General features: G+C 46.6%; 14 protein-coding genes. 11 read left to right on the plus strand and 3 right to left on the minus strand.

From position 1 onward, the window contains the following. Positions 1-8 precede the first annotated feature (8 nt). Positions 9-1,703 (plus strand): RagB/SusD family nutrient uptake outer membrane protein, encoded by a 1,695-nt coding sequence (locus tag NFI81_RS10795; protein ID WP_234612427.1) that lies wholly within the window; start codon positions 9-11, stop codon positions 1,701-1,703. A gap of 176 nt (positions 1,704-1,879) precedes the next feature. Here the strand turns inward: NFI81_RS10795 and NFI81_RS10800 are convergent, their stop codons facing one another. The 3 genes from NFI81_RS10800 to NFI81_RS10810 all read right to left on the minus strand — a co-directional run bounded on the left by NFI81_RS10800 (position 1,880) and on the right by NFI81_RS10810 (position 3,640). Beyond that, entirely contained in the window at positions 1,880-2,170 is a 291-nt protein-coding gene (locus NFI81_RS10800) for a helix-turn-helix domain-containing protein (protein ID WP_234612426.1), read from the minus strand. After that, entirely contained in the window at positions 2,148-2,516 is a 369-nt protein-coding gene (locus tag NFI81_RS10805) for a type II toxin-antitoxin system RelE/ParE family toxin (protein WP_234612425.1), read from the minus strand. Before NFI81_RS10805 ends, NFI81_RS10800 begins: the two co-directional genes overlap by 23 nt. A gap of 92 nt (positions 2,517-2,608) precedes the next feature. After that, complete coding sequence (locus NFI81_RS10810; RefSeq protein WP_234612424.1) at positions 2,609-3,640, minus strand: LacI family DNA-binding transcriptional regulator; 1,032 nt, start codon at positions 3,638-3,640, stop codon at positions 2,609-2,611. A 127-nt stretch (positions 3,641-3,767) separates the two neighbouring features. On the opposite strand from NFI81_RS10810, the gene iolB reads away from it, so the two are divergent. From iolB to NFI81_RS10860, 10 genes are all read left to right on the plus strand, one after another. After that, a complete protein-coding gene (gene iolB / locus NFI81_RS10815; protein ID WP_234612423.1) occupies positions 3,768-4,631 on the plus strand; it encodes a 5-deoxy-glucuronate isomerase in 864 nt (287 codons plus the stop codon). Between the two features lie 42 nt (positions 4,632-4,673). Further along, entirely contained in the window at positions 4,674-5,681 is a 1,008-nt protein-coding gene (gene iolC, locus NFI81_RS10820) for a 5-dehydro-2-deoxygluconokinase (RefSeq protein ID WP_234612422.1), read from the plus strand. A gap of 42 nt (positions 5,682-5,723) precedes the next feature. Beyond that, entirely contained in the window at positions 5,724-7,190 is a 1,467-nt protein-coding gene (locus NFI81_RS10825) for a CoA-acylating methylmalonate-semialdehyde dehydrogenase (RefSeq protein WP_234612421.1), read from the plus strand. 49 nt (positions 7,191-7,239) lie between these two features. Further along, positions 7,240-8,268, plus strand: a complete 1,029-nt coding sequence (iolG, locus tag NFI81_RS10830) for an inositol 2-dehydrogenase (RefSeq protein WP_234612420.1) — start codon at positions 7,240-7,242, stop codon at positions 8,266-8,268. Between the two features lie 51 nt (positions 8,269-8,319). Then, positions 8,320-9,933, plus strand: a complete 1,614-nt coding sequence (locus tag NFI81_RS10835) for a sodium/sugar symporter (protein WP_234612419.1) — start codon at positions 8,320-8,322, stop codon at positions 9,931-9,933. An 8-nt stretch (positions 9,934-9,941) separates the two neighbouring features. Next, on the plus strand, positions 9,942-10,892 hold the full coding sequence (locus tag NFI81_RS10840) for a class II fructose-bisphosphate aldolase (RefSeq protein ID WP_234612418.1): 951 nt from the start codon (positions 9,942-9,944) through the stop codon (positions 10,890-10,892). A gap of 27 nt (positions 10,893-10,919) precedes the next feature. Next, on the plus strand, positions 10,920-12,785 hold the full coding sequence (gene iolD / locus NFI81_RS10845) for a 3D-(3,5/4)-trihydroxycyclohexane-1,2-dione acylhydrolase (decyclizing) (RefSeq protein ID WP_234612417.1): 1,866 nt from the start codon (positions 10,920-10,922) through the stop codon (positions 12,783-12,785). 3 nt (positions 12,786-12,788) lie between these two features. After that, positions 12,789-13,691: a myo-inosose-2 dehydratase gene (gene iolE / locus NFI81_RS10850; protein WP_234612416.1), complete on the plus strand. Its 903-nt coding sequence runs from the start codon at positions 12,789-12,791 to the stop codon at positions 13,689-13,691. A gap of 241 nt (positions 13,692-13,932) precedes the next feature. Then, on the plus strand, positions 13,933-15,387 hold the full coding sequence (locus NFI81_RS10855; protein WP_234612415.1) for a S41 family peptidase: 1,455 nt from the start codon (positions 13,933-13,935) through the stop codon (positions 15,385-15,387). 151 nt (positions 15,388-15,538) lie between these two features. After that, complete coding sequence (locus NFI81_RS10860; RefSeq protein ID WP_234612414.1) at positions 15,539-17,530, plus strand: T9SS type B sorting domain-containing protein; 1,992 nt, start codon at positions 15,539-15,541, stop codon at positions 17,528-17,530. Positions 17,531-17,535: the final 5 nt, after the last annotated feature.

Here is a 17,535-nt window from a genome sequence, read left to right on the forward strand (position 1 = left end):
AATAAACGATGAAAAAGAAATTCTCACTCATATTTGCCGTAGCCGGCTTGCTGTTCATGGCGCCTGGCTGCACCGATCTCGAAGAACAAGTGCTGGACGAAACGCTTAAAGCTAATTTGTCTCCGGACGAAGCTGCGAATGGCCTTTTGGCGCCTGTTTACGCATTACTTCCGAATTTGTTTCAGCATACAACCTATTTTGCACTCAACGAAATCACGACGGATGAGGCCATTTTGCCCTACCGCGGCGGAACCGACTGGGGCGACAACGGGATTTATCTTGCGCTGCACCAGCACAACACCACGGCAACAGATCCTAACGTGAACAATACGTGGGGGACATTGTCACAATCCATTTCCAGGTCTATCACGGCCATTAATGGGTTGAAAACCTCATCATCTGCAACAGCCGCTCTATACGCTGCAGAAGCACGCGGAATGAGAGCATATTATAACATGATCATGCTCGATATGTTCGGGGTCGTTTTCGTAAAAGACGATCCGAATGCCGCGTCTGTGATCATCAGAGGTGAAGAAGCATTAAAATACATCGAAAGCGAATTGCTTGCTATTGAGCCGATTGTACAATCCAAATCCGTTGTCGGTCCTGGTAGACTTAATCAGGTGGCGGTTTGGGGATTACTGGCGCGGTTGAATCTGAATGCGGCAGTTTACCGCAACGTGTATGCGCCGACATTCGAATTCCGTGCTGAGGATATGGACAAAGTAATTCAGTATACGGACAAGATCATTGCTTCCGGACAGGCAAAATTGTCACCAGACTACTTTTCCATTTTCGGCAATCAGAACCACTCGAACCAGGAGCTGATTTTCGCGGTAGACCAGCGCGCAGATTTGAACGGGCACAACCGTCTTGCGTACTTTTCGATTTCAGGTGATCAGTTCCCGCTTGCCGCATTCCCGGCCGCAAACGGAACCGACGGCCCCGGCATCACATCCGACTTTTACCAGTCGTGGGTGCAGGCTTACGGCGCTGTTGACCCGAAGCGCGATCCGCGTTTTTATCAGGAAAACATGTCTGTTTATTCCAATGCAGCCGATACTTGTGTAAAAGACTCAGATTATAAGATCAATCGCGGGATTTTGCGTGGTCAGCAATTCGGTGCACTGCGTGTGAATGGCGCATTTGTGAGATGCCCGGATGGAAGATTGAAAGTTGGGAAACTAAGTTATGTGACACGTAACAGAGCGGATCTGCCCGTTAGTTTCGGAGAGCTTGTTGACTTCACAACGGCCGGAAGTAATTACAACACAGGTTACCGGGTTGCCAAATACGAATTCGGCAGCGAATCCAACACCGGTCGTAATAAAGGAGATGCCGACATCGTAATTCTGCGCCTGGCAGACATTTACATGATGCGCGCCGAAGCCAAATTGCGCAAAAGCAACGACGCAGCCGGTGCATTGGCCGACGTAAACTTTGTAAGGGCTTCCAGAACAGCCACAACGCCTCCGCCCGCATTAACAGCCATGAATCTGGATCTGCTATTCCGCGAAAGAGGTTTTGAGTTCTACTGGGAAATGCTTCGCCGCAGCGATATGATCCGTTTCGGCAAATACGAAGGCAAATGGACCGAAAAATCCAACGCCGACGTAAAGAAAAGAATCTTCCCTATCCCACAAACAGCGATCGACGGCGCTTCGAATGTGCCGGGGTATTTGAAGCAGAATGATGGGTATTGATTGGGTCTAAACTAACTATTTATCAAACAACCCAGGGTTTACGCTCTGGGTTGATTTGTTTTTAAGTTCTTTTACCCGTTTATCAATAAGCCTCTTGCTAAGCTTCCGTGCTTGCGAAACTGTAAATGTTTTTTCGGGGTTCGCGTGGGTCATAATATTAAAGGATAAGTAACAACCTAAAATTCAAGTTCGATCTTCACCTTTCCTCCTAACCCTTTCTCGACAATATCATAGAGTGTTTTAAGCGTCAGATTGCTCCCATCATTTTCAACTCTTGAAATGTATTCTCTTTTCTTGTTAATGATTTCTCCGAGCTGCGCTTGCGTAAGGGCTTTGTCTTCCCTGGCTTTCCTAAGCAGTAATCCGATTTTGAAGCTTTCGCAATCCCTATCCAGCTGATCCCGCCATTCGGTGCCAACTTTACCGTAAACTTCGTCTTTAATTTCATCCCATGTCGTGATGTCCATTTTTGCTATATTTAGTGTGATAGTACTCCTTCATTAATCTTAGCGCTTTGTCAACTTCCGTTTTAGGCGTCTGCTGCGTTTTCTTTTGGAACCCATTTAGGAGAATCACAAGGTTGTTATTATCGAAAAAACAAAAAACTCGCCAGATGTCAGAACCTAACTGTATGCGAGCTTCATAAAGTCCTTTTGAACCTTCAATGTGCTTTATAAACTTCGCTGGAATACGCTCCAGCGTCTCAATTCCAAAAATTACCTTATAGATTTTTGCCTTTGTTTTAGGCGTTTGCTGGCTTATAAATTCTCTAAAATAATGCTTGTACTCGACAACCTTCCTAATCTTCGTCATGATAAAGGTAACTTTTAAGTTACTATGATGCAATATCGCACCCTCTTTTTAGACGTAAGACTTTTCTATCGGTCACAAATAATTTCACCAAGCTAAATCCTTAACGTACTCTCCCGGATAATCAGCTCCGAGGGCAGCACGGTGCTTTCGTGCTTGAAGTCTTCTGCACCATTTACCTGGTTCAGAAATAGCCGCGCGGCTTCCATTCCGATTTTGCGGCCTGGCCTGTTAACTGTGGTTAATGATGGGAAAGTGTAGGCGGAAATGGGCGAATTGTCAAACCCTATCAAACCTACGTCCTGCGGAATGCGGAGGCCTTTCGCCTTCACAACCCGCATAGCGCCGATTGCAACCTGATCATTCACCCCGAAAATTGCATCCGGCGGTGTTTCCATTTCCAAAAGCCGCTTTGTAGGAACAATAGCGCTTTCCACGTTGAAGTTGGTGTTGATAATAAACTCTTCGCGAACTTCCATTTCATATTTTTTCAAACAATCCGCATAACCCTTGAAACGCTGCTCACTGACTGTCAAACCATTAGGTCCTTTCAAATGTGCAATGTGTTTGTAACCAATGTTGATCAGGTGCTCAACGGCTGCAAATGCCCCGTGGTAATCGTCAACCGTAGCGCGGCTGGTTTCAAAGTCTTCGTATTCACGGTCAATGAAGATGAGGGGTGTTTTTCGTTGGATTACGCTCTCCAAATGTTCGTAATATCCTGAGTTATAGGTTTCGTGAGAAACGGACAGGAAAATGCCTTCGGTCCTGTTCGAAAGCAATTTGGCCAAATACTCTTTTTCCAACGCGTAATTCTCGTTGGTAACACAAATATTGAGCGTATAACCAATCGGCTGCAATGCGGTGTGAAGTCCTTCAATGACAGCCGTTTCGTAGTAATTACTGATTGTAGGCACAACAACGCCAAGCGACGCAGTTTTTTTATTTAGTAAGCTGAGCGACACTTCATTTCGCTGATAACCGACTTCCCTGGCGTATTCCTGGATGTTTTTTCTAGTGTCTTCGTTGATTGCCGGATGGTCGTTCAGGGCGCGGGAAACGGTGGATGGGGAGCACCGGAAACGGCGGGCAATGTCTTTAATGGTTACGGGTCGGGAGGAATTCATTTGTATAATTATGGCAATTAAAACTTTGAAATTTTTTCAAACGTTTGCATTCAATATAAACATATTTACATTTTGTGTTTAATTTATACAACACTATCATTGTGTACAAATGTAACGAATAACCACAATGAGTGACCTGCTGATTAAACCTGCGCCTGACCAAAAGACCTATCATTCCCTCACAAGCGATCAGGCCGGCTGGACTTATCTGAACTTCGAGGCTAAAATACTGGATGTTAACGAACAAATTTCAGGAAACACCGGTGAATACGAGTACTGCTTTGTTTTGCTGGGCGGAAATTTCAAAGTTGAAGCAGCCGGACAGACCTGGGAAACGAAGAATGGTCGCAAAAACGTGTTCAGCGGAATAGGCCATGCGATGTATTTGTCCCGGAATACAGATTATACATTAACTGCACAATCACCCGAAACAGACATTGCGATTTGCCGCGTCGCATCCGACGAAGACCATCCGCCGCGTATGAAACGCCCGGAAGAGGCAGCCATTGAATATCGCGGGGGCGACAATGCAAACCGTCAGATTAACAGCCTTTTGGAACCTGGTTTTGATTGCCATAAAATTGTCTGCGTGGAAGTTTATACGCCTTCCGGAAATTGGAGTTCTTTTCCTGCGCATAAGCATGACGTGCGGACGGAAGATGAAAACGGTAACCTGATTGAAGCGAATTTAGAGGAAATTTATTTTTACAAAATCGATAAACCGCAGGGATACGCCATTCAGCAGGTTTATACGGAGGATCGATCAATGGACGAGATCGTTCGCGTGCATCACAACGAAGCCGTGCTTGTTCCGAAAGGTTACCATCCCGTCGTCGCCGGACATGGCTACAATGTTTATTATCTCAATTTCCTGGCCGGAAGCGACCAGTCCTTAGCCAACACCTCAGACCCCGATCACGACTGGATTTACGGAACCTGGAAAGGCTCTGATCCAAGATTACCCATTGTCACCGCAGAAATGAATGGATAATCGGCTTTCGGCCGACTGCCGAAAAAATTACAAATCTCCGCAATGAAAAAATACGACTTACTGACCCTTGGCCGCTCGTCTATCGACTTGTATTCGGCCAATGTGGGCAGCCCATTTGAAAAAATCGAGGCATTCAATGCTTTTGTGGGCGGCTGTCCGCTCAATATCGCCACAGGAGCCCGCAGGCTGGGACTGGAAACGGCTATCCTGACAGGCATAGGCAATGATCAGGTGGGGAATTTTATCAAGCATTTCCTCGATCAGGAAGGCATTGTCACGGATTGGGTTCCTACCATTGAAGGCACCCGAAGTTCGGCCGTGGTGCTGGGCATTGAGCCGCCGGATCGTTTTCCCCTCGTTTACTATCGCGAAAACTGCGCCGATATCAACCTCAACATTGATCACGTTGACGCCATTCCGTTTGCAGATTTTAAAGCCGCAGCATTCTCAGGAACAGCTTTCAGCAAAGATCCAAGCCGCACTGCCATGTTCTATGCATTGGAATTGGCTAAAAAAAACAATGTTACACGCTTGCTGGATATTGATTTCCGTGCAGATCAATGGTTTGATCCAAGGGCATTTGGTGTCACAATCCGCGCCGCGTTGGGCAGCTTCAACATTGTGGTTGGGACGGAAGAAGAAATCCTGGCAACATTCCTTACTAATAAGGAGCAATTGCTTATTAAGCACCAGCAAATTTCAGCTCCCGAGATCCGTGGTAACATTGAAAACGCCATTCAGGAAATCATGCTTTCCGGTGTGGAAACGTTGGTCGTAAAGCGTGGAAAGGATGGGGCTTCCATTTTTCAGCATGGAAAAGAGGAGATTAAGGTGCCTGGTTTCCCGGTCGAAGTGCTCAATGTGTTAGGCGCAGGTGATGCGTTTTGCGCAGGATTTTCTTTCGGGCTGCTGAGCGGCTGGGATTTGTACCAAAGTGTAAGGATGGGTAACGCTTGCGGGGCAATCATTGTCACAAGAGAGGGCTGCGCCAATTTTATGCCTACCAGAACTGAGGTTGATGCATTTGTTGCTGGCTACGGTGGGCTGTAACCACAGCGGCTTTAATCATTGAATTAATACTATTTATATAAAATGGAAAAATTACAGAATTACATCAATGGACAGTGGGTGGACAGCCATTCGGATCATTTCGAAAATGTGCTGAACCCTGCTAACCAGGAAGTGCTTGCACAAGTGCCATATGGCAATGCAAAAGACGTAGAAGATGCTGCGCAAGCTGCTGCGAAGGGATTTCAGGAATGGAGAAGCACGCCTGTTTCAAAGCGCGTTCAATACTTGTTTAAACTAAAAACATTACTGGAAGATAACACGGACGACATTGCAAGAACAATTGTGCTTGAATCCGGGAAGACATTCCTTGAAGCCAAAGCGGAAATGGTGCGTGCGATCGAGAATGTTGAAAATGCCTGCGGAATGCCCGCTATGATGCAGGGCGAGTTTTCGGAGGACATTGCCAAAGGCATTGACGAATACATGATCCGTCAGCCGCTGGGTGTTTGTGCGTGCATTGCGCCATTTAACTTTCCCGGAATGATCACATTCTGGTTCCTGCCTTATGCACTTGCTTGCGGGAACAGCTACATCATTAAGCCCTCTGAAAAAGTGCCTTTGACGATGACCAAAATCGTGGCACTGATGGAAAAGCTTGACCTGCCAAAAGGTGTGTTGAACCTCGTGCAAGGAGCGCGCGAAGTGGTGGACGGAATTCTGGAACATCCTGCTATTAAAGGAATTAGCTTCGTAGGATCATCCAATGTTGCCAAGTATGTGTATTCCAAAGGCGCAGCGAACGGAAAACGCGTCCAAGCGCAAGGAGGCGCGAAAAATCCGGTGATCGTATTGCCGGATGCAGACATTGAAATGACCTCTCAAATCGTCATCGACAGTGTTTACGGCTGCGCAGGACAGCGCTGCCTGGCTGCTTCGACCATTATTACAGTCGGTGAGCATAAGGAAATCACTGAAAGTCTGGTAGAATCAGCCAAAAACAGAAAAACAGGTTTCGGACTCGATAGCGACGTGCAAATGGGCCCGGTAATTACGGCCGACAGCAAATCAAGAGTCCAGACATTAATAGACAAAGGACTAAGCGAAGGTGGAAGATTGCTAGTCGACGGCCGCAATGCGAAAGTGGATGGTTATGAGCAAGGTAACTTTATCAATCCCACCATTATCGAGGACATCCCGCTGGATGGTGAGCTGGCTACCACGGAAATTTTTGGCCCCGTTTTGAGCCTCGTCCACATTAACACCATCGACGAAGCGATCCGTTTTATCAATGCCGGCAGATACGGTAATATGGCCTGCATATTCACCAGCAGCGGCTCCAATGCCCGCAAATTCCGCCACGAAGCAGAAGCCGGGAACATTGGAATCAACATCGGCGTAGCCGCTCCTGTGGCCCAATTCCCCTTCTCAGGCTGGAAAGAAAGCTTCTATGGCGACTTGCACGGACAGGGCAAACACGCAGTAGAATTCTTCACCCAAACCAAAGTGGTGATCGAGCGCTGGCTCAAAGAATGGAACAGGAAATTCTGATGGCAACTGCCAAACTAACACGATATCAACCTCTTAGCATAAACTTAAAATGACTAGAAAATTAAAGACCGGGGTGATTGGCCTGGGTCGGATTGGGCAGATTCACCTGAGTAACCTGGTTCATCATATGCCGGACGCGGAAGTGCTTATTGCTTCTGACCTGTCGCCGGCTTCGCATGAATTTGCGCGCAATTTGGGTGTTGCAGAAGTTACTACGGACGCTTACGACGTGATCAACCATCCTGATGTTGAAGCGGTTATCATTTGCTCCCCTACTCCATTTCACGTCCCTTACACGGTTGCGGCGGCGGAAAAAGGAAAGCATGTTTTTTGCGAAAAGCCCTTGGACGTGACATTGGAAGCCATTCAGGCTGCTGACAAGGCGGTTAGCGATAACAATGTGAAATTGATGCTGGGTTTCAACCGTCGGTTCGATGCCAATTTCAGCAATGTTCGTAGTCTCGTAGAAGCCAACAAAATCGGCGATCCGCATATCCTGCGCATTACCAGCCGCGATCCCGCGCCTCCGCCCGTTGAATATCTGAAAACTTCCGGCGGCATTTTCCTCGACATGTCGATTCACGATTTTGATATGGCGCGTTACATTGTCGGCAGCGAGGTGAAAGAAGTTTTTGTAAAAGGCGATGCATTAATTCATCCCGAGATCAAGGAATTCGGGGATATAGACACGGCTGTTATCGTGCTAACCTTTGAAAATGGGGCGATTGGTGTGATTGACAACAGCAGAAAAGCGGTTTACGGTTACGATCAGCGACTTGAAATTTTTGGATCAAAAGGCATGGCCAAAGCCGAAAACAACACTTCCGACACGCTTGTGCATTTCGACAGCAATGGCGGACACATTTCTTTGCCACTGCATTTTTTCCTCGAAAGATACGAAACGGCCTACCGCGTTTGCCTTAAATCGTTCATTGATTGTGTGTTGCATGACAAGCCTTCACCCGTGGATGCGCACGACGGACTCATGGCCACTGCCATTGGAATCGCCGCCATGAAATCGCTCACAGAAGGCCGTAGCGTGAAAATGGAGGAGGTTTTGCAGTTTGCATCGGTTTAAGTTACTTCGTAGAGAAATCTGAACGCCAAATTTACCTAACCCTTTACCCGAATGTCCAATACCGGTTTGCAGTTGCTGGATTACGTTGTTTTCTTTATTTATTTGATAGGCGTCTCTGCTTATGGCTATTGGATTTACAAAAAAAAGAGTTCGAAAGAAGTCAGCTCGACTGACTACTTTTTGGCAGAAGGATCATTGACATTTTGGGCCATTGGCGCGTCGATTATCGCTTCCAACATTTCTGCTGAGCACTTTATAGGCATGTCCGGTTCGGGTTTTGCGATTGGTTTGGCGATTTCGTCTTATGAATGGATGGCGGCGGCTTCGCTGATTGTAGTCGCGCTTTTTATCCTGCCGGTTTATCTCAAAAACAAGATTTACACCATGCCGCAGTTTCTGCGGGAGCGGTATAATCCCACTGTCGCGACGATTATGGCCGTTTTCTGGCTGTTGCTTTATGTTTTTGTAAACCTTACTTCCATTCTTTATCTGGGCGCATTGGCGCTGGAAGTAACTGCCGGACTTGATTTTACGTGGGGAATCATTGGGCTTGGCCTTTTCGCCGTTGTAATTACGATCGGGGGAATGAAAGTGATTGGTTATACGGACGTTGTGCAAGTTATTGTGCTGGTTTTGGGCGGGTTAGCCACAACTTATCTCGCTCTGGATCTAGTTTCAACACATTTCAACAGACCTGGTATATTCAATGCATTGAGTTTGTTAAAAGAGCAGGCTGATTCGCATTTTCACATGATTTTGCCAAAGGAAAACCCATTTTACAAAGATCTGCCCGGACTCTCCGTGATCATTGGCGCCATGTGGATTAACAACCTGGCTTATTTTGGCTGCAACCAATATATTATCCAGCGCAGTTTAGGCGCTGATTTGAAGACCGCTAGAAAAGGAATTCTATTCGCAGCGGTGCTGAAATTGCTCATTCCGATCATTGTTGTTATTCCGGGCATTGCGGCTTATGTTTTGTATCAAAACGGCATGTTCCAAAAGGAAATGCTGGATGGCGTTGGCGTTGTAAAACCGGATCATGCTTATCCTGTTTTGCTCAACTTATTGCCCGGCGGATTGAAAGGAATGGCCTTCGCAGCATTAACGGCAGCGATTGTGGCTTCTCTTGCGGGAAAGGCCAATAGTATTTCAACGATTTTCACACTCGATATTTATAAACAATACATTAACCCCAATGCCAGCGAAAAACAGCTGGTGAGGATAGGCCGCTACACCATTTACGTGGCGATGGCGATCGGCGTTATCATCGCGCCGCAGCTCCGGGCTCTGGATCAGGCTTACCAGTTTATCCAGGAATACAGCAGCTTTATTACACCGGGCGTTTTCGCGATTTTTATTCTCGGAATGTTCTGGAAAAGGACCACTTCCGCGGCGGCACTTACGGCTGCATTGCTGACGATCCCGCTTTCGACAGCAGGCAAGTTTCTGGCTCCTGAAATTCCTTTCCTGGATCGTATGGGCATCATTTTCCTGATTCTTATTGCTGTGATTGTTGTGATGACGCTGGCTGATCCAAAAAGCAAGCACAATCCTAAAGGCCTGGACATCGACAGAACGATGTTCGAGCCGGGAAAAAGTTTTGTGGTCGGTTCTATCGTGATATGCGGCGTTTTGGCGGCATTGTACACCGTGTTTTGGTAAAAAAATTTATGCTTTTAACGACGAAACAACTTTTTGAAAAATGCTATGGCCGCTATGCGATTCCGGCGGTGAATGTGTTTTTCATGGAAGAAATTCACGGTCTGTTCGCGGCTGCGCAAGAAGCAAATGCGCCTTTCATAGTGCAGACAACGCCATTTGCGAGAGACTATGCGCATCCTGATATGCTCTTGTCCATGATTAATGCGGCGTCAAGAATTTATCCGAATGTGACATTTGCCATTCACATGGATCATGGCTTTGAAGAACACATTTTTGAAGCCATTGAAAAAGGCGGTTACACTTCCGTAATGATTGATGCAAGCCATGATGATTTTGATCAGAATGTGGCACGCACCAAAGAAGTCGTTGCACGTGCTCATGCGCAGAACATTAGCGTGGAAGCCGAATTGGGCGTTTTGGCAGGCGTTGAAGATGATCTCACGGTTGATGCCGCACATTCATTTTATACCAATCCGCAGCAGGTTGAGGATTTTGTAAAAGCCACGGACTGCGATAGTCTTGCCATTGCGGTGGGGACGAGCCACGGCGCTTACAAGTTTTCAGGCGGACAGGGATTGCAGTTTCACATTTTGAAAGAGATCCAGGAACGGCTTCCGGGCTTTCCATTGGTGTTGCACGGCGGCTCCAATGTGGTCCCTGAGGTGGTGGAGCGGATTAATGCTGCTGGCGGAAACCTGAAAACGGATGCAAAAGGCGTGCAGGAAGAGGAGATCCGAAAAGCAATTCCGTTAGGTGTTTGCAAGATTAACATTGCAACGGATACGCGTCTGCTCTGGACGATGGTGAACCGCGAGTTTTTCCGCGACAGGCCCGAAGAATTTGCCCCAACCACACCCGGGAAAATCTTTATGGAAGAATACAAAAAATTTATGCTGAAAAAGTTCGATCTGTTCGGTTGCACCAACAAGGCGGGCGATTTCGCTTTGGTTAACGCCTGATAGAATTCAAGCAAAATCATTCAAAAAATGACCAGAAGACTCACAGTAGCGCAGGCTACGATTACATTTTTAAAAAACCAGTTCATCGAGCGCGACGGTGTTGAGCAACCTTATTTTGGCGGCTGTTTCGGGATTTTCGGGCATGGTAATGTGGCTGGATTGGGCCAGGCTTTGCAGGAAAACCCGGATTTTCGGTATTACCAATGTCGCAACGAACAATCGATGGTGCATACGGCCGTGGCTTATGCAAAAGTAAAAAACCGCCTCGGCGCATTCGTTTGTACAACTTCCATCGGTCCCGGTGCTACGAATATGATCACGGGCGCCGCTTTGGCGACCATTAACCGGCTGCCTGTTTTGCTTTTACCAGGTGACATTTTCTCGACCCGCGAGCCTAACCCGGTTTTACAGCAATTGGAAAGCGCATCGACGCAGGATATTTCGGTTAACGATTGTTTCAAACCTGTTTCCAAATATTGGGACCGCATTAACCGCCCCGAACAACTCATTTATTCCCTTCCCGAAGTGATGCGCGTGCTGACTTCGCAAGCGGAAATGGGCGCGGTAACATTGTCGATGCCGCAGGATGTGCAAACGCATGCTTATGATTTCCCGGAGGAGCTTTTCCAGAAAAGAGTTTGGCATATTGGCCGACCAAGGCCCGATTTGACGACATTGCAAAAAGCCGCTGAATGGATCAGAGCCTCCAAAAATCCAGTAATTGTTGCGGGTGGCGGTGCCATTTACAGCGATGCTTGCCCGGTTTTAGAGAGTTTCGCCAGCAGAACCGGCATTCCGGTTGGTGAAACATTCGCAGGAAAGGGCGCTGTGCGTTACGATGCGCCTTACAGCATAGGCGGCCTGGGAGCGACTGGAACGAAATATGCGATTGAAATTGCTAACGAAGCAGACATTGTGATCGGCATAGGAACACGTTACAGCGATTTCACGACGGCTTCCAAGTCTATTTTCAAGAACCCGGATGTTAAATTTATCAACATTAACATTAGTGAATTCGATGCCTTCAAGCACGCTGCGTTGCCCGTGATTGGAGATGCAAAAGCCGTATTGGAAGAACTGGGAACTCTTTTAGGTGATTTTCAGGTGGATCAAACCTATCGCCAGCGGATTGCTGATATGAACAAAGCCTGGGACGATGAAGTGACACAGATTTATGCGGAAGGGAATAGCACGGTTTCGCCTATTGACCAGGCGGTTGTGATCGGCACATTAAACAGCTTTATGGACGACCGCGATGTGATGATCAATGCATCGGGCAGTGCGCCGGGGGATTTACACAAGCTATGGCGTGCGACCGATCCGAAAAATTTTCATTTGGAATATGGTTTCTCCTGCATGGGTTACGAAATAGCCGCTGGTCTGGGCGCTAAAATGGCTGATCCGACGCGTGAAATTTACGTGATCTGCGGCGACGGCGGTTATTTGATGAACAACCATGAAATTGTCACGTCCATCCAGGAAGGTGTCAAGTTCACCATTTTGCTTTTGAACAACAATGGTTACGCCAGCATAGGCGGTCTTTCAGAAAGCATTGGCAGTGAGCGCTTTGGCACAATGTATAAATATCGGGAAGAAAATTCGGGGCAGCTTTCAGGAGAATTCTTGCCTGTTGATTTGGCAAAAAATGCGGAAAGTTTGGGTGCCATTGTGATCAAGGCAACGGACAAGGCATCATTGGAAGCAGCATTAACGCAATCCAAAACTAGCGAGCGGACAACTGTGATTTACATTGAAACAAGCCTTTACCGCACCGTGAAAGGTTATAATGCCTGGTGGGAAGTGCCGATCGCAGAAGTTTCCACTTCATCGAGCGTGCAAAAGGCATTTGAAAATTATAAAACAAACAAAAAAGAACAGCGCATTTTCCTGTAAGTCATGAATTTCGAGAACATTAAACTAGGTGTTGCGCCCATCAACTGGACCAACGACGATATGCCCGAGCTGGGCGGTGAAAATACATTCGAGCAATGCATCAGTGAAATGGCGCTGGCTGGTTTCACGGGCTGCGAGGTCGGCAATAAGTTTCCCCGTGACACGAATGTTTTGAGAAAAGCATTGGAATTGAGAGGATTACAAATCTGCAATCAATGGAACAGCTACGAGCTTACGACCAAAACGCTGGCCGAAAACCGCAAGAATTTCACAGAATTGCTCGATTTTCTGGAAACAATGGGTGCCAAAGTAATCGGCGGCGGCGAGACGGGAAACAGTTGCCAGGGGCAGATGAATGTGCCCGTTTTTGAAGGAAAAGGTATGTTGAAGACTAAGGATGAATGGGATGGCTTCACATTCGGCTTGAACGAGCTCGGTAAAATTGCACGCGACCGCGGCATGAAGCTGGCTTTTCATCACCACATGGGAACTTGCATTCAAACCATTGAAGAAACAGATCGCTTACTCAATGAAACCGATCCTGAAAATGTGTTCCTGAACTACGACTGCGGGCATTTCCATTTTGCAGGTGAAGATCCTGCCGTTGCGCTTCAAAAATACATTGGTCGTACGGCGCATATCCATTTAAAAGATGTTCGCCCGAATGTGCTGCAACGCGTTCGCGACGAAAAGCTTAGCTTCCTAACAGCAGTAAAAAGCGGCGTTTTCACAGTTCCGGGAGATTCGGAAGGCTGCATTGATTTTCCTTCCCTTTTCGCCATCATCAAAGAAAGCCATTACCACGGCTGGATTGTCCTGGAAGCAGAACAAGACCCCGCAAAAGCGAATCCGCTAGAATACGCCATCATTGCCCGGAAGTTTTTCAAAGGATTGACCGGGATTTGAAGTAACATCATTTCAACTGATCGCCACTGGCCCCAAAGGAAGTCTTGATTTTTTTAAGATAGCCTTTCACCAGTGGCGATAGCTTTTGATCTTAGATTGCAAATAATTTACACTTATTAAATCTCAATTAAATTTCAGTGATTTCCTGCATTTAAACGCGCCGTGACGCCACAGACTGCGTGTGACATACGTATTGGCAGTATAGTTCGTTAAACAACTTACTTTCAACAAACCTGCTAATATGTTAAATCTTAAAAAGTTAAACCTTCTTTTTGCGCTTGTTTTTGCGGTGTTGGTGGTGGGGTGCAAGGAAAAAGATGTGCAGCCCGACGTTCTCACCACAGCCGATTCAACTTCCGTTGCAGACTATAAAGCAGTTAATGCGTGGCTTTACGAGGTGATGGATGACGCTTACTTTTGGTATAAAAATCTCCCGGCCGAATCCAGCCTGGATGCCTCGATCAGCCCTTATGATTATTTTGAAAAACTGGTTTACCAACGAGAAACCGTTGACCGCTTTTCGGCAGTTACCGATGACATTGATGCGCTGCAAAACGAATTCAATGGCATTAGCAAAATTTTCGGGATCAGTTATTCACTTTCATACATTGATGACGGCAAATCAAACATTGGTGCCTTTTTAAATTATGTTGTGAAAGACAGCCCTGCTGCGGTTGCCGGTTTGAAAAGGGGCGATATAATCCTGAAAGTCAATGGAACACAGCTGACACAAAGCAATTATGCGACGTTACTGAGTAGCAATGAGACCATTACAGTAACTTTGGGAGCATTGCAGGATACCAAAATTGTTGCTACGAACACCACCTATTCCATTACCAAAGCAGAGGTTACCGAGGACCCGGTTGCCTTTTCAACGGTCATTTTGAAGCCGGCCTCAGGAAAAACAATCGGTTATCTGGTTTATACGCAATTTGTGCCTGGTAATGCTGCCAATGAGGATAAATATGACAATGAGCTGCGTCAGATTTTTGCCGATTTCAAAGCAAAAGGTGTGAACGAACTCGTGCTCGACCTGCGCCTGAATTCGGGTGGATATATTAGTTCTGCGAACACATTAGCTTCGCTGATAGGCAAGAACATTGCTGCTTCCAAGGTATTTTACAAGGAACAATGGAATGATAAATACATCGCTTACTGGCAAAAAGCCAATGGTGCAAATGCGCTGAACTATAACTTCCAAGCGGAAAGCAACAACATTGGCAGCAACTTGAACCGGGTTTTCGTGCTTACTTCGAATGGAACAGCCTCGGCGAGTGAGTTGGTTATTAATGGTCTGAAACCTTATATGAGTGTAGTTACCATCGGGGAAAATACGGCTGGCAAAAATCTGTTCGGTTCATTGATCAGCGATGATAAGGAGCGCTGGAAATGGGGGGCTTATGTCATGCTTGGACAAACGGCCAATGCAAATGACGAGTCTGATTACGGGACAATTGACGGTATGACGCCGGATTACATTGTGGAGGATTCGAAAGTTCCTTACAGCGCTTTTGGTGATGAAAATGAAACACTTTTACGCAAAGCGCTGGAAGTGATGGGCATACCAGCTGCCGCAACGGGAAGAATCGTCGCTTCTAAAACAGTCGAACCATTCCGGAAACTGCTTCGGGATGACCTTCACACCAGAAAAAATCTGATGATTAAGGATGGCGTTTTCAAAGCTCTTAATCAGTAAATCCGCCTGAAAACAGTGTTGCCAGAGAGGCTCCGAAATCGGGGCCTCTTTTCTTTTATACAATTCTCCGTGTGAATTAAGGTGGATACAACATCTATTTTGCCGGATTTGACGTAATTTTAGTCTAATTTACTCACGGCCTCGGCTGAATATGAAAATACGGTTACTGTTACTTTTTCTTTGCGCATTCTCTTATCTGCCGGATTCTTTTGGGCAGACTGTCAGGCATACTTACCGATTTTACAAAACCTTCGACGTGGCAGCTCCTGAGTGCGGACCTGCGCTTACACCTGTAAAAGCATTGGGCAACTGTCCTGCTCCGGCCACGGATGGCAGTTTTGTGAATGATGTATTGCCATGCGGCGTGCAGCGGACTATTTACCAAAACAACCTGAACTGGGGTTTGATGTATCCCAACACCGAAGGTGCGATCACGGATAATTATACGATCCAAATGTATATCAAGCCGACGAATTGGGGCAAGACATGGGCGCGGATCATTGATTTTTCAAATGGTGGCTCGGATCAGGGCATCTACTTCAAAGACAGGAATGGTTCTGCGGATCGATGCATCGATTTTTATCCTTATGGCATTGCGGGCGCCTGTCCGTTTTTTAATACAAATACTTATTATCTCATGACATTCACGCGAAATGGCCAAACGGGCATTATGGACGTGTATGTGGACAATACATTATTTGCGTCCTACAATGATGCTGACGCGCGTTATGTAGGAAAAGCCGGAACGCCGATCTACATTTTCAGGGATGACCAGTCCGTTTCTTGCGAATCGGGGCAGGCTAATTTTGCTTATTTGTCATTCACAGATCAATATTATTCCAAAGCTGATGTTGATGAAACATTCAACGAGATCTGTTTTACGGCCAATATCAATCCCAATGCGGACTTTTCCATTGCACCTCAGGCAATTTGCAAAGCAGATCAGAATGTTGAAATAAAATACACCGGCACAATTCCGTTGCCCGGCGCAGGTTATACTTTTGAATGGGATTTTGATGGTGCAGAGGTTATTTCGGGAACAGGAATGGGGCCGTATGTTTTAAAATGGAACACCACGGGAGAAAAAGATGTAGCGCTGACCATTGTTAACATCAAATGCGGGAACAAGATCGTAAATATCAAACAGGCCACTGTGAGCGATCTCAGCCTCACCACCACATTGGAACCCGGAACCTGCGACAAAACGAGTGAGGGAACGCTTACAGTTACAGGAAAAGGCGGCTCGACGCCTTATCAATATTCCATCGATTCGGTGAATTACCAGGCAGATGCTTCTTTTAAACTCTTCCCTGCGGATTATAGGGTTTTTATGAAAGACAGCGATGGTTGTGTGGTAAAGGAGCCCGTAAAAGTTGAATTTTCGAGCAACATTACGGTTCAGACCATTGCTGACACAGTCATTTGCGCAGGCGGGTCTGTTCAGCTTACTACGACGAGCAATGCGCAGAATTTTGCCTGGGAAGCACAAGCCAGCCTGGATAATCCAACTGCAAAAGATCCAGTAGCAAGCCCTTTAACAACAACGCAATATATAGTGAATGCGTCGCTGGGTGTTTGCAATTTACGGGACACCGTGACCATCCAGGTTGCCCCTGCCATTGAGGTAAAGGCAACGCGGGACGCCCTGATCGATATCAATGTTCCTTTTCAGCTTGTTGCTTCGTCTCCACAAGTAATGAACCTCAACGACGCCACATTTACGTGGTCACCTCCGACCGGGTTGAATAATCCTTCCAGCCCGAGCCCTATTGCAACCTTGCAGGCCGACCAAAGCTATACCATCGCAGTCACCTCCGGAATGGGTTGCACAGGAAAGGCAATTGTAAATCTGCGCGTTAGACGACGAGAAAATCTGACCGTACCAACCGCATTTACACCAAATGGAGATGGAAAAAATGAAATATTGATGCCGGTTATTAATGACATTACGAGCCTTAACTTTTTCAAAATATACGATCGCTGGGGAGAACTGGTATTTTACACCAAAGAATTAAACAAAGGATGGGACGGCACTTTTGACGGAAAACCAGCCGTTTCCGGCACTTATGTGTGGATGATCGAAGGGATATCCAATGAGGGCAAAGTGATGAGGAAGAATGGTTCCGCGATGCTGATTAAATAGCGAAT

Origin of the sequence: Dyadobacter fanqingshengii (genome assembly GCF_023822005.2) — a bacterium.
Taxonomy (GTDB): domain Bacteria; phylum Bacteroidota; class Bacteroidia; order Cytophagales; family Spirosomataceae; genus Dyadobacter; species Dyadobacter fanqingshengii.

Bases quoted from the DNA above. Each gene is read 5' to 3' on its own strand.
- NFI81_RS10795 (WP_234612427.1), top strand. From the start codon at position 9: ATGAAAAAGAAATTCTCACTCATATTTGCCGTAGCCGGCTTGCTGTTC.
- NFI81_RS10800 (WP_234612426.1), bottom strand. From the start codon at position 2,170: ATGGACATCACGACATGGGATGAAATTAAAGACGAAGTTTACGGTAAA.
- NFI81_RS10805 (WP_234612425.1), bottom strand. From the start codon at position 2,516: ATGACGAAGATTAGGAAGGTTGTCGAGTACAAGCATTATTTTAGAGAA.
- NFI81_RS10810 (WP_234612424.1), bottom strand. From the start codon at position 3,640: ATGAATTCCTCCCGACCCGTAACCATTAAAGACATTGCCCGCCGTTTC.
- iolB (WP_234612423.1), top strand. From the start codon at position 3,768: ATGAGTGACCTGCTGATTAAACCTGCGCCTGACCAAAAGACCTATCAT.
- iolC (WP_234612422.1), top strand. From the start codon at position 4,674: ATGAAAAAATACGACTTACTGACCCTTGGCCGCTCGTCTATCGACTTG.
- NFI81_RS10825 (WP_234612421.1), top strand. From the start codon at position 5,724: ATGGAAAAATTACAGAATTACATCAATGGACAGTGGGTGGACAGCCAT.
- iolG (WP_234612420.1), top strand. From the start codon at position 7,240: ATGACTAGAAAATTAAAGACCGGGGTGATTGGCCTGGGTCGGATTGGG.
- NFI81_RS10835 (WP_234612419.1), top strand. From the start codon at position 8,320: ATGTCCAATACCGGTTTGCAGTTGCTGGATTACGTTGTTTTCTTTATT.
- NFI81_RS10840 (WP_234612418.1), top strand. From the start codon at position 9,942: ATGCTTTTAACGACGAAACAACTTTTTGAAAAATGCTATGGCCGCTAT.
- iolD (WP_234612417.1), top strand. From the start codon at position 10,920: ATGACCAGAAGACTCACAGTAGCGCAGGCTACGATTACATTTTTAAAA.
- iolE (WP_234612416.1), top strand. From the start codon at position 12,789: ATGAATTTCGAGAACATTAAACTAGGTGTTGCGCCCATCAACTGGACC.
- NFI81_RS10855 (WP_234612415.1), top strand. From the start codon at position 13,933: ATGTTAAATCTTAAAAAGTTAAACCTTCTTTTTGCGCTTGTTTTTGCG.
- NFI81_RS10860 (WP_234612414.1), top strand. From the start codon at position 15,539: ATGAAAATACGGTTACTGTTACTTTTTCTTTGCGCATTCTCTTATCTG.